General features: G+C 64.3%; 8 protein-coding genes. 3 read left to right on the forward strand and 5 right to left on the reverse strand.

Annotation, left to right across the window (positions count from 1 at the left end):
- Window positions 1–307: 307 nt before the first annotated feature.
- From J0909_RS08520 to allE, 5 genes are all read right to left on the reverse strand, one after another.
- The gene (locus tag J0909_RS08520) at window positions 308–1,657 is read right to left on the reverse strand and encodes a sigma-54-dependent transcriptional regulator (RefSeq protein ID WP_207262061.1); all 1,350 of its coding nucleotides are present in this window, start codon (window positions 1,655–1,657) and stop codon (window positions 308–310) included.
- Window positions 1,654–3,435 carry a sensor histidine kinase gene (locus J0909_RS08525; protein WP_207262063.1) on the reverse strand — a complete coding sequence of 594 codons (1,782 nt, stop codon included), beginning with the start codon at window positions 3,433–3,435 and terminating at the stop codon, window positions 1,654–1,656. The genes J0909_RS08520 and J0909_RS08525 overlap by 4 nt, the downstream gene beginning before the upstream one ends.
- 251 nt (window positions 3,436–3,686) lie before the next feature.
- Window positions 3,687–5,945, reverse strand: coding sequence for an MFS transporter (locus tag J0909_RS08530; RefSeq protein ID WP_353616752.1), 2,259 nt, complete (start codon window positions 5,943–5,945; stop codon window positions 3,687–3,689).
- A gap of 16 nt (window positions 5,946–5,961) precedes the next feature.
- On the reverse strand, window positions 5,962–6,735 hold the full coding sequence (locus J0909_RS08535) for an NAD kinase (protein ID WP_207262064.1): 774 nt from the start codon (window positions 6,733–6,735) through the stop codon (window positions 5,962–5,964).
- A 152-nt stretch (window positions 6,736–6,887) separates the two neighbouring features.
- Entirely contained in the window at window positions 6,888–7,667 is a 780-nt protein-coding gene (gene allE / locus J0909_RS08540; protein ID WP_207262065.1) for a (S)-ureidoglycine aminohydrolase, read from the reverse strand.
- Window positions 7,668–8,184: 517 nt separating this feature from the next.
- On the opposite strand from allE, the gene J0909_RS08545 reads away from it, so the two are divergent.
- From J0909_RS08545 to J0909_RS08555, 3 genes are all read left to right on the forward strand, one after another.
- The gene (locus J0909_RS08545; RefSeq protein ID WP_207262066.1) at window positions 8,185–8,856 is read left to right on the forward strand and encodes a carbonic anhydrase; all 672 of its coding nucleotides are present in this window, start codon (window positions 8,185–8,187) and stop codon (window positions 8,854–8,856) included.
- A 200-nt stretch (window positions 8,857–9,056) separates the two neighbouring features.
- Window positions 9,057–9,590, forward strand: coding sequence for a DUF2087 domain-containing protein (locus tag J0909_RS08550; protein ID WP_207262067.1), 534 nt, complete (start codon window positions 9,057–9,059; stop codon window positions 9,588–9,590).
- Between the two features lie 223 nt (window positions 9,591–9,813).
- The gene (locus tag J0909_RS08555; protein WP_207262068.1) at window positions 9,814–12,636 is read left to right on the forward strand and encodes an FAD-binding and (Fe-S)-binding domain-containing protein; all 2,823 of its coding nucleotides are present in this window, start codon (window positions 9,814–9,816) and stop codon (window positions 12,634–12,636) included.
- Window positions 12,637–13,105 lie beyond the last annotated feature (469 nt).

Raw genomic sequence — 13,105 nt, forward strand, 5'->3', positions numbered from 1 at the left:
TGTTCTTGATTGATACGAAGTAGACCTTGCCTCTTGAACCGCCTCGGCCGTGGCGGATAGCCCGTCCCGTCGGAATAGGAGCCGACGGGCGCGTCCGCGCACGGTGCGATGCGCTTGCCGAGATCCTCCTTAAGAACCTCCTCAATACATCGGATATGGATCGCAACGGTTTCGGAAAAGCAACAGGCATGCCAGAATCCGTGACAAAAAAGTCACGCGATTACACGGCTATAATATGTCGAGAGAATGGAGATGAGCGGATTCTTGCCGATCTGGGGTAATATGATCGGCAAGAATCCGCCGATAGTTATTCAGACCGTTTAAGTCCGTATTTGGTCATCTTTTCGTTCAGGGTGCGGCGGGGGATGCCGAGGTCGTCGATGACGTCCTTGATGACTCCGGCGTTGCGGTTCAGGGATTCCTGGATGAGGTGCCGCTCGAACAGGGCCACCTGGTCGCGGAGGCTGACGGCCTGGGGCGCGGTGTCGCCGGTCTTGGCGGCCATGATCTTGGCGATGCGTTCCTTGAACGGCAGGGGGGAGAGGATGTACCGTTCGGCCACGCTCTTGAGTTCGCGGACGTTGCCGGGCCAGTCGTGGCTCATCATCAGGGGCAGCCCCTCGGGACCGAGCGGGGCCGCGGTCATGCCGTAGGTGTCGGCCGTGCGCTCCAGGAAGAAGGAGAAGAGCAGGGGGATGTCGTTCATGCGTTCGCGCAGGGGCGGGACATTCAGCTCCACGGTGTTGATGCGGAAGTAGAGGTCCTCGCGCAGGCGGCCCTCGTCGATGGCCTTGCGCGGGTTTTCATTCATGGCGGAAATCAGCCGAAAGTGCACCGAGCGCGACGCATTGGCCCCCAGCGGAGTGATTTCGCGCATCTCCAGGGCGCGCAGCAGCTTGCCTTGGACGTCCAGGGGCATGGAGTTGAGTTCGTCGAGGAACAGGGTTCCGCCGTTGGCCGCTTCCAGCTTGCCTATGCGCTTGCCCTGGGCCCCGGTGAAGGCCCCGCTGACGTGGCCGAACAGCTCGCTCTCGGCCATGTCCACCGGAATGGTGGCGCAGTTGAGGGCCATGTAGGGGCCCTTGTTCGACAGAGAGAGGTTGTGGATGGCCCGGGCGATGACCTCCTTGCCCGTGCCGGTTTCGCCGAAAAGGAGCACGTTGGCCAGGGTGGGGGCTATGTGGGTGATTTCCTTCTTGAGCTCGCGCATGGGCTGGCTGGTGCCCACCAGCCGGGAATCAATCCCCTCGCAGTCGGACAGGGCCATCTTGAGCTGGCGGTTCTCGATCACCAGGCGTCGTTTTTCCAGGGCGCGCTTGATGGTCTCCACGATTTGTTCCGGATCGAAGGGCTTCTCCACGAAGTCGTAGGCCCCGCCCTGGATGGCCTCCACGGCCATGGCGATGTCGCCGTGCCCGGTGAACAGGACCACGGGGATGTGCTCGTCGATGGCCGCGATCTTCTTTTGGAAGGCCAGGCCGTCCAGGCCGGGCATCTTCACGTCGGTCAGGACGATGCCCGTGTAGTCCGGGGTGATGTCTCGCAGGGCCACGCGGGCGTCCGCGTAGTCGGCGACTTCGAAGTCCGAGAGTTCCAACCATTGTCGGGCGGAGTCCCGGACCGACTGCTCGTCGTCTACCAATATGACTTTCTTCATGATTTGTCTTCTTGTTGTTGCTTGGAAAGGGGCAGGATGACGAAGAATTCGGCCCCGATCGGGTCGCGGTTGGCCACCCGGAAATCGCCCTTCATGTCCTTCACGATCTTGTAGGAAATGGACAGGCCGAGTCCCACGCCGATGCCCTCCTTTTTGGTGGTCACGAAGGGCTCGAAGATTTTTTTGCCGACCTCTTCGGCGATGCCGGGCCCGTTGTCCCAGACGTGGATGGTAGACTTGTCGCCTTCCACGGACAGCCGCACGCCGATGAGCGGCGAGGCCGTTTCCTGGAGGGCGTCCAACCCGTTGCGGAATAGGTTGATGAGGACCTGCTCCATGCGCATGCGGTCGCCCCGGATGAGCACGGGCTGGCCGGGCATGGACAGCTTCAGATCGCAGTTTTCCACCATGAACTGGTGCTTCATCAGGTTGAGGGCTTCCTTGATGGCCAGACGCAGGTCGAATTCGATGTCCTTGTCCGTGGTCCGCCGGGCAAAGGACTTGAGCTGTCCCGTGACCTTGGCCATGCGGTCGCCCAACTCCGAGACTTTGAGCAGGGTGGGGTCGAGGTCTTCGAGCTTGTTGCGCTTGAGCATCAACCGGCAACTGGCCACGTAGGTCTTGGTGGCCGCGATGGGCTGGTTGAGTTCGTGGGCGATGGCCGTGGCCATCTCACCCAGCGCGGCCAGCTTGCCCGCCTGGACCAGTTCCTCCTGGGCCGCGCGCAGTTCGTGCTCGGTGCGCTTGCGCTCCTCCACCTCCTGGGCCAACTGGCGGTTGATGTCCCGGATGCGGTTGGCCTCCGCGGCCTGTTGGCGGGAGATCTGCCGTTGGCGGCGTTCGCGCAGGAAGAGGCGGGTCAGCACGGCCAGGCCGAGGAGCACGAAGGTGGTCAGGGACACGCCCAGCGTCCGTTCCCAGAGCGGTCCCTGGGGCGTGAGATAACTGATCTTCCAGTCCGTGCCCGGGATTCCCCGGGTGTTCAGCAGGAAGCGTTCGGTGCCGATGGTCGTCTCGCTGACGAAGCCGAAGCGGGTGCGCGTGTGCCAGGCCAGGTGCTTGAGTTGGTATTTGGGATAGTGTTCGCGGTCGTGGATTTCCTGGATCATGCCCGCGTCCAGCGGTGTCAGGGTCATGTATTTCCAGGAAGGGCGACTGGTCAGGACGATGACCCCGTTGGAATCGGTCACGATCAGGGTCTCGCCGCCCTCCTTCCAGAGACGCTCCAGGGGAGAGAGGGCGATCTTGGCCACGGCCACGCCGAGAACCTCGTCGTTGTCCTTGATGGGGTGGGAGATGTAGATGCCGGGTTCGCCCCGGGTGATGCCCACGCCGAAGAAGATTCCCTGGCTCCCGGACATGGCGTCCTTGAAGTAGGGCCGGAAGCCGAGGTCCAGGCCGACGAAGGCGTTGGGGCGATCCCAGTTGGAAGCCGCCTTGACGATTCCGTCCGTGCCGATGATGTAGACCACCGACGACTCGGCGATGGTGTTCACCCGCTTGAGAAAACGGTTGATGGGCGTTGCCTCGCCGCCCTTGGTCAGAAAGGCCGAGACCATGCCGTTCTCGGAAATGAGGTAAGGCAGGTATTCGTATTTGCGCAGTTCGGAATCCAGCGTCATCTCGTACAGGGTCAGGCGTTCCTCGGAGACCTGCTCCAGGTCCTGGAGATAGTCGTACTGCACCAGCAGGCCGACAATGAACGGCAGGCCGATGAGCAGGAATATGCCGAGCGTTACGGCCGGGGTGTTGAAACGGGTTTCGTTGAAGGCTTTCATGCTTTGCCTGTGCCTGTTCCCGAACGAGCGGGGGTTGGATCTGTTTCGGTCCGCTTTTCAATAATAGGCGGAAATCCGCCGATCGGGCAAGGGCGAAAGCGGGCCGCTTGCAGGCCGCATGTGTTCAACATACTGTATTTATTTAATTTGCTTGTGTTAACGGGAGATTCCATGCCCATGATCTAGCAAATAGGATACCGACATCCCGGCGCGGGAGATATATTTCGTCGTTTGGGCCGGGGCGCGTGGAATCAGTGCGGGAAATTCTCGGTGTAGGCCACGCTTCGATCGGGCAGGAACCAGATGCAGGCGCTCTTGGGCGAATACTCCTTGAGGAAGGCGGTCCCCCGGGCCGGGCCCATGATGAACAGGGTGGTGGCCAGGGCGTCGGCCAGTTCAGCGGTATCGGCTATGACGGTCACGCCGATGGATTTGTGGGCCGAGTCCATGGTCGAGGGGTTGATGATGTGGTGGTGCTTGATGGGCCCGCCCTGCTTGTCCGGGCTGACGAATTGCCGGTAGTCGCCCGAGCCGCATACGCCTTTGTCACGCACGGCGATGGTCTGGAATACGGCGTCGTGGCGCGGATGGCGGATGCCCACGTGCCAATCGCGGTCGCCGAAGCAACGGAAGTCGCCGCCCGCCTCGACGATGCCCGCGGGCACGCCGTGCTTTTTGAGCAGGGCCACGGCCGCGTCCACGATGGATCCCTTGGCGATGCCGCCGAGATCCAGCGCCATGCCCGCCTTTTCGAGCCGAACCCGGCCGCCCGGCCGGTCCATGAGGACCATACGGTAGTCCACGAGGCCGGACTTGGTCCGGGCCACGGACTCGTCCATGGCGTAGTAGAAGGGCGAGGTGGTCAGGGCTCCCACCGTGGGATCGAAGACTCCGCCCGTGGCCGCGCTGAAGGCCAGTGCCCGGTCGAGCTGGGCGAAGGCGCGCGGCGTGATCTTGACCCAGGATTGCCCGGCCGCGCGATTGATCCGGCCGATGGAGCCGCGGGGATTGCGGTGGTCGAAGTCCTGTTGCAGGGAGCGCATGGCGGTCATGGTTCGGCGGGCCGCCAGGGAGGCGGACTTGCGGCTCGGGGCTTCGATGGTCAGTTTGACCACCGTACCCATGGCCACGTCGGTGAAACGGTAGAGATCCTCGTCCCGGCCGTCGGGGCGCAGGTCCGGGGAGAGGGTCGGGATCAGGAGCAGGCCGAGCAGGCAGGCGGCCAGACCGGCGGCGCTCCAGGCCATGCCGCGCCCCCAGTGGAATCGGTCGCGGAAGACGTGGGTTGACAAAGGCAGGCAGGCCAGCGCGCCGATGACGGCGGCCGCCTTGAGCCCGGATGCCGGGGCGTGCAGGGAGTGGACGATGAATCCGCCGAGCAGCGGACCCAGGAGAAAGCCGAGCCCGGAGGCGAGGTTGGCCGCGCCGAAGACCGCGCCCTGGCGGTGGCTCAGGCGCGAGGCGAAGAACATGGACGCCGGGATGGACAGGGCCGCGCCCAGGCCGAGGATCACGCCGAAGGCGGCGAATTGCCAGAGCGTCCGGCATTCCCCCAGGGCGTAGAGACCTCCGGCGCTGACGAGCATGCCCAGGACCACGCGGCCCATGTCCGGGGTCTTGTCGTCGAACCGTCCGGCGAGCAAGAGTCCCAGGAAGGTGGCCAGGCCGGGCGCGGCGAAGGTGGCCGCGACGACCGGGCCGTGCCGTCCGAGCACGTCGGCCAGGACGATGGGATAGAAGGCGGCGGTCAGGCCGATGCCCAGGCTGCGCCCGCCGATGGCCAGGAGCAGGGCTCCGGCGCGGCTTCTGGACTGGACCGGTCCGGCCTCGGGCGAGGGCGGTCGGCTGGTGGTCGCCTCGCCGGGCAGGAGCAGGAGGGTGGCGACCAGGGCCAGGGCCAGGCAGGCTGATAACCCGACGAGAACCGGCCCCATGACCCCGGTCGTGTAGAGCAGGCTGCCGAGGATGGGTCCGGCAAAGGACGCCGCGTTGAACAGGGCCGCGTGGACCGCGAACCGCCTGGACAGGGCCGGGCCGTCCGCCGACCCGCCCAAGGCGGCCAGTCCCACGGGCCGGACCAGGCCGGTAACCAGCCCCATGGCCACCTGGACCATGTACAGTGCGGTCATGCCGGGGGACAGGAAATAGGTCATGGGAATGAGACAGCCTGCGGCCATGGCCAGGACCAGGACCGGCTTGGGACCGAAGCGGTCGGCGGCCAGGCCGGACAGGGGCGAGACCAGGAGCTTGGCCAGGTAGTATCCGGCAAAGGCGGTGCCGAGCCACGCGCCGCTGACCCGTTCGTCCAGGGTCAGCAGCGGGATGGTGAAGGCGAACAACCCCACTCCCAGGGTCGTAAAGAGTCCGCCGGTCAGGACGGCGGCAAGGGTGCGGTTGCTCCCGGTGGCGTGCATGTCGTTTTCAGGGGTTTCGCCGGGCAGGCGGTTCTCGGCGGTGCGGCCGGTTCCTCGGGACGCCTCACTCTGACCGTAATGGCCGAGGTTGTCCACCCTTGCGCGTCCAGGGTCAATGGACGAACTGCTCGTTGAAGATGCGCTCCTCCAGGGAGTGATCCGGGGCGAAGAGGATGTGCGCCGGCCGCGAGTGATCCTCGTGGACCAGAATATGGGTCACGTTGCGGACCTCCAGGAAGTCCGCCGTGGCGCTGACCGGTCGTTGTTTCGGGGTGAGGATTTCGAATTCCACGTCGGCCGTGTCGGGCAGCAGGGCACCGTTCCAGCGGCGGGGCCGGAAGGGGCAGATGGGCGTCAGGGCCATGACGTTGGAGCCCAGCGGGATGATCGGCCCGTGGGCGGACAGGTTGTAGGCCGTGGAGCCCGCCGGGGTGGCGATCATGATCCCGTCGCAGACCAGGTTGTCCAGCCGCTCGCGCCCGTTGATGAACAGCCGGATGTGGGCCGATTGCTGGGAGATGCGCAGCATGGCCACTTCGTTGAAGGCCAGGGCCGAGACGCGGTCGCCGTCATCGGTGGCGGCGGTCATGGACAGGGGGCTCAGGAGGTGCTCCTGGGCAGCTTCGATGCGCTCGAAGAGGTTGTCCGGGGAATACTGGTTGAGCAAAAAGCCGATGGTTCCGCAGTTCATGCCGTAGATGGGCAGGTTCCGGTCCATGACCTGGTGCATGGTCCGGAGCATGAACCCGTCGCCGCCCAGCGCCACCAGGGCGTCCGCCTCGTCGAGGGAGGCCAGGGAATAACGCTCCCTGAGGGCGGCGAGACGTTTTTGAGCGGTGGGGGTTCGCGAGGCGACGCAGGCGATACGGCGTATGGCGGATTCCATGATGTCTCCTATCCTGTTGCGCGGTTCTTTGCTGGACCCACTACTCTGCATGGATCGTGCCGTAAAGGGGGAGCGGTGCATTTCCCCGGGCGCGCGCAAAAGGGCCGTCCGGCGCCGGGGCATCGGACGGCCTGAGGAGAAGCCGGGACGGGTCAGATGGCTTCGTCGCGGTGGCAGTCCTTGGAATAGATGTATTCCATGCGCTCGCGGCCGATGCCGTAGCAGGCCTGCTTGCAGAACGGGGCGATCCAGATGAAGTCGCCGGATTCCACGGGCAGCCATTTCTCATCCAGGAGATAGAGGCCCTCGCCCTGATAGATGTACATGCCGTGTTCCTGGACGTGGGTTTCCACGAACGGATGGCAACCGCCGGGCAGGAAGGCCAGGGTGTGGAAGTTCATGTCGAAGGCCTGGTCCACGGGCAGGAGGTCGCGCACGAAGACATTCTCCATGGCGTCGTAGCGGCTTTCGGCGATGTCCCGGATGGAGCCGGTCACCGTCCACGGGACCTGGACCGCGGGGTTCGGGTGGGGGATGAAGCGCTGTTTGTAGAGCAGGATCTCCACCGGCGCGTCGCCCAGGGAGGCGAAGGAGACGCCCTTGCCCGGGGGCGCGTAGATGTAGCCGCCGGCGGTCAGGGTTTCGGTTTTGCCGTCCACGACGGCCTTCAGGGAACCTTCGCCGGACATGACGAAGAGAAAAGTCTCGATGTTCTCGGCCCTGCCGTAGGGCATGGTCGTCCGGCCCTCGGTGGAGACGGTGCCGACCATCTGCACGAAGTTGGCTCCGAGCTTGGGCGAGGCCAGGATGGACAGGGCGCAGCCCTCGATGCCGGGGACCACGTTGACGACTCGGCCCTCTGTGGTGATGACCGCGTATTTGCCGGGCTCGTAGGCGGAGCGGTTTTTCAGGAAGCCTTCGGGATAAGGCATGGTTGTCCTCGTTGTTTCGGCCTGCTTGGGGTTGCCGACGCGCGGGGGAGAGGTCGTTTCCCCCGCGTTCCGGATGGTGTCTGCTATTTACCGAATTCTTCGCGCCGGATCACGCCGGTTTTTTTCATGTTCGAATCCGTCCGGGGGCGGCGCATGCGGTTCGAGATGTATCTTCTCCTGCACGGCTCCACCCGCCGATGTCACGGGCCGAACCTCGCCCTTTACTTTCACACGATCAAGGCGTCCGACAACCGTTTTTTCACCGGAACCGTCGCTCCGTTCCCCGGAATTCCCTTCGAGAGTCGGCCCCTGCCCCAGGCCATGCGCGACAGCATGCCCCCGTGTGCGCGGCCTTGGCGGACGAGGCCATGCCCGGGCCCTCGACCGGATCGTTTTGCCGCCGATTTTTTCTCGGCCGGAGAGGTCCGGAGCGCATTGCAAGGCGCCGGGAAATGCTCTACGGAACAAGAAGGCGGAGGCGAAAATCTCCGCTTTTATCCACGAGGTGCATACTTCCATGAAAGATATTCAGAAGTTCATCGCCGGGTTCCGGAATTTCCGGAACGAGTATTTCTGCCGCGAGGACGCTCCCTTCGAAGTCCTCTGCCAAGGGCAGAACCCCACCACCATGGTCATCGCGTGCAGCGACTCGCGCACCGACCCGTCCTTCATCATGCAGTGCGAGCCGGGCGACATCTTCGTCGTTCGCAACGTGGCCAACATTGTCCCCCCCTACGAGAGCGACGAGGGCTTCCACGGCGTGTCCTCGGCCATCGAGTATGCGGTCAAGGTCCTCAAGGTGGAGCACCTCATCGTGCTCGGTCACTCCTTGTGCGGCGGCATCGACGCGCTGATGCACGACGACCAGGTGCGGCACACCGAGTTCCTCCACAAATGGCTGTCCGTCATGAGTCCGGTGCGGGATGAGGTTGTGGACCATTTCGGCGAGGTCAACAAAAAGTCCTGCACCGCCTGCGAGATGGCGGGCATTCTGCGTTCCGTGCGCAACCTGATGACCTTCCCCTGGATCAGGGAGCGGGTGGACGCCGGGGAACTGAACCTGCACGGCTGGTATTTCGAGATGGAATCGGGCCAATTGCTGAGCTACATGCGCGAGACCAAGTCCTTCGAGCCTCTGAGCAAGTGTTGTCCGATCCTCAAGCGTGAGCAGTGGGACGAGGCCGACTAGGCCAAGGCGCCTTGCGCGCCGCGTCGAGTTCACGTATGGTGGCTGTCGGTCGGCAGTTCACCCAGGCGTCGCCGCCCCTCCCCGGGGAGCTAAACCTGCCATCATTCCCATTCCGTTCGACACCTTGCCGCGTGCCGGGTCGGAAGTCGGCGACCACCGGCAGTCCCCATACGAGACAGGCGCGCAAGCGAGGATATGTCATGTCCAGAGTTCCCATGCCCTTTTACGCGGGGGACGTCTCCGCACTGGCCCGAACCCTGCGCCGCAAGCTTCAGGATGCGGAAGCCGCGCCCGGCCACGTTGAATTGCTCAACCTGCTCGTCAAGTCCGTGGGCTATCGCAATTTCCAGCACTTCAAGGCCGAGTTCGAGGGCTGTCGGGCTGTAGAGCCCCCCGAGATGGCGGCCGCCGAGGTCAATGCGAAGCGCGTGAAGCGAGTGGTCCGCCTGTTCGACGGGCGGGGCCTGCTCACCCGCTGGCCCAAGAAGCACTCCGAGCGCATGCTCTGCCTGTGGGTCATGTGGTCGCGCATCGCGCCGCGTCGCGACTACAACGAGCGCGAGATCGGCGAACTGCTCGAACAACATCATCTGTTCGCGGACCCCGCTTTGCTCAGGCGCGAACTGGCCGATCACCGCATGGTCGAGCGGACCAGCGACGGCAGCCGTTACCGGCGCATGGAGACCCCGCCGCCCGCTGAGGCCGTGGAGGTCTTCCGGCGGCTGCGCGCGTAGCCTTCCCGCAACGCGCGGAAATTCGAGGACCCCGGTTTTGCGCCGGGGTCCTTTTTTTACGGATTTGCGTGCGCGTCCGGCGGGAACTGGGTGCCGCTCCGGCATGCCGCACCGGCGCGAGCGGTGGGAAAATAATGGCATACGCTTGTATTAGGAAGAATAATCATGATACGTTGTCCCTTCGGGGCAGTCCTGCCCGTATTGCATACTAAGGAGATAGAAAATGCTTGTTGCTCCATATGACGCCATTCATGATGAATTGCTTACATTTTTGCCCAAAAATCGGGTTTATACCGATCCGCTGCGTACCCTGGCGTACGGCACCGACGCCAGCTTCTATCGGCTTATCCCCAAGATCGTGGTGGATACGGACAGTGAGGACGAGGTGGTCCGCATTCTGGCCGTGGTCAATAAACATCAGGTGGCGGTGACTTTCCGCGCGGCGGGCACCAGCCTGTCCGGCCAGGCCATCAGCGACTCGGTGTTGGTCCGGCTGGGCGACGGCTGGCGGCATTACCGCATCTTCGACGACGCGGCCAAGATCGAGCTGGAGCCGGGCATCATCGGCAGCCAGGCCAACAAATACCTGGCGCCGCACGGCAGGAAGATCGGTCCGGACCCGGCGTCCATCGACACCTGCAAGATCGGCGGCATCGTGGCCAACAACGCCTCGGGCATGTGTTGCGGCGTGGCGGAGAACACCTACAAGACCCTGCACTCCATGCGCCTGGTCCTGGTGGACGGCACACCGCTTGATACCGGCGATCCGGCCAGCCGCAACGCCTTTGCCCAGAGCCATGGGCGTATCCTCGACGGTCTGTCCGAGATGCGCGCCAGAGTCCTGGCGGACAAGACCCTGGCCGACCGCATCCGGCGCAAGTTCAAGATCAAGAACACCACCGGCTACAGCCTCAACGCCATCGTGGATTTCGAGGATCCCTTCGAGATTCTCCAGCACCTCGTGGTGGGCAGCGAGGGGACCCTCGCGTTCATCTCCAAGGTGGTCTACAATACCGTGGTCGAACACCCGCACAAGGCCTCTTCCCTGATGCGTTTCCCGGACATTCGCTCGGCCTGCCAGGCCGCCACCGCCGTTCGCGGCGGGGCCGTATCCGCAGCCGAGATCATGGACCGTGCGGCCATCGCCTCGGTCCAGGACAAGCCGGGCATGCCCGAGGGCTTGGACCAGCTCGGCCCGGATGCCTGCGCCCTGCTGGTCGAGGTCCGTGCCGGGTCGGCCGACGAGCTGGCGGAGAAGATTGCGGCGGTCAAGGAGATCGTCAAGGACATCGAGCCGCTGGAACCACACCAATTCACCGATGTGCCCGCCGAATTCGGCAAGCTGTGGAACGTGCGCAAGGGCCTCTTCCCGGCCGTGGGCGCGGTGCGCGAGCCGGGCACCACGGTCATCATCGAGGATGTGGCCTTCCCCATCGAATCCCTGGCCGACGGTGCCCTCGATCTCCAGGCGCTCTTCGTCAAGCACGGTTACGACAAGGCGATCATTTTCGGCCATGCGCTCGAAGGCAACCTGCACTTCGTCTTCACCCAGGCCTTCGGCGCCCAGTCCGAGATCGACCGCTACGAGGCGTTCATGAACGACGTCACCGACATGGTCGCCAACAAGTACCAGGGCTCCCTCAAGGCCGAGCACGGCACCGGCCGGAACATGGCCCATTTCGTGGAGCTCGAATGGGGCCGGGACGCCTTCGCCCTCATGCGCGACATCAAGCAGCTCTTCGACCCCCAGGGGCTGCTCAACCCCGGCGTCATCCTCAACGACGACCCGCGCGCCCACCTCAAGGACCTCAAGCCGCTGCCCGTGGCCGACGACATGATCGACCGCTGTATCGAATGCGGCTTCTGCGAACCGGTCTGCCCGTCGCGGAGCCTGACTTTGACCCCGCGCCAGCGCATCGTGGCCTATCGTGAAATCGCCCGCCAGGAACAGGAGGGCGACGCCGCCGAGACCAAGAAGGCCTTCCACGACAGCTACGATTACGACGGCGAGGCCACCTGCGCCGCCGATGGTCTGTGCGGCACCCGCTGCCCCGTGTCCATCGATACCGGCAAATTCATCAAGCAGTACCGCGCCTGGGGCCACGGCCGCTGGGACAACGCCGTGGCTTCCTTCGCCGCCGGGGCCACCGGCCTGACCATACACGCGATTTCCGGGGCCCTGCGGGTGGCGGGAGCCGCCCAGGACGTGCTCGGCGACCGGGCCATGGATGCCGTTGCGGGCGCTCTGCACAAGGGTTCCGGCAAGCTCATCCCCCGCTGGAACACTTCCATGCCCCGCACCGCGACCCCGGCTCGGCTGACCTCGCCCAAGACCGGCGACCGCGTGGTCTATTTCCCGAGCTGCGTGGCCCGGCACATGGGGCCGGAAAAGCATGATCCGGACAAGACCGCCATTCGCGACCGCACCCTCAGCCTGCTGGCCAAGGCGGGCTACGAGGTCGTCTATCCGGCCAATATGACCAAGCTGTGCTGCGGCCAGCCTTGGGAGTCCAAGGGGCTCATGGGTCAGGCAGATCGGAAGCTCCAGGAACTGGAATGCGCCCTGCGCGCGGCCAGCAACGGGGGCGAACTGCCCATTCTCTGCGACACCAGCCCGTGCCTTTACCGCATGAAGGAGCACATCAAGGACCTCAAGCTCTATGAGCCCGTGGAATTCGCGGTCCAGTTCCTGACCGACCGTCTGGAGTTCACCCCGGTCAACCGCCGGATCGCCCTGCACATCACCTGCTCGTCGCGCAAGATGGGGCTGGCCGAGCCCATGGAGGCCCTGGCCCGGCGCTGCGCCCGCGAAGTGGTTGTGCCCGAGGAGGTCTTCTGCTGCGGTTTCGCCGGGGACCGGGGCTTCAATTACCCCGAGCTCAACGAGGCGGCCCTCAAGGACCTGCACAAGCAGCTTGAGGGATGCACCATGGGCTACTCCACCTCGCGCACCTGTGAAATCGGCCTCTCTCTGCACGGCGAGGTGCCCTACAAGAACATCATCTTCCTGCTCGACGAGGCGAGCTGGCCGAAACAGGCGGAGTAGGAAGGGCCTCCGGCGGCCGGGGCGCTGCCCCGGACCCCGCCAGGGAACCCTTTGAAAAGGGTTCCCTGGACCCTCCCAAACTTTTTGTGTGCCTTCGGCAGGGGCGTGTGGCGCCCACCGTGCGGTGTATGATTNCCGGGGCGCTGCCCCGGACCCCGCCAGGGAACCCTTTGAAAAGGGTTCCCTGGACCCTCCCAAACTTTTTGTGTGCCTTCGGCAGGGGCGTGTGGCGCCCACCGTGCGGTGTATGATTTCAAGAGAAAAAACGGATCGGACGGCGTGCTTCTTCGCGTGAGGAAGGGCGCCGTCTTTTCGCTTCACTCCCCCGCGAAGCGGAACTAAAAAGTTTGGGAAAAGGAGGGGATGGGGGTCCGGGGGAAGGGGAGGAAAGAACCCTTTTCAAAGGGGTTTTCCTCCCCTTCCCCCGGCCGCCGGAGGCAAAAATACCATGTCGGCACTCCCGAGTTTT

It is taken from the genome of Desulfovibrio sp. Huiquan2017 (genome assembly GCF_017351175.1).
GTDB lineage: Bacteria > Desulfobacterota > Desulfovibrionia > Desulfovibrionales > Desulfovibrionaceae > Pseudodesulfovibrio.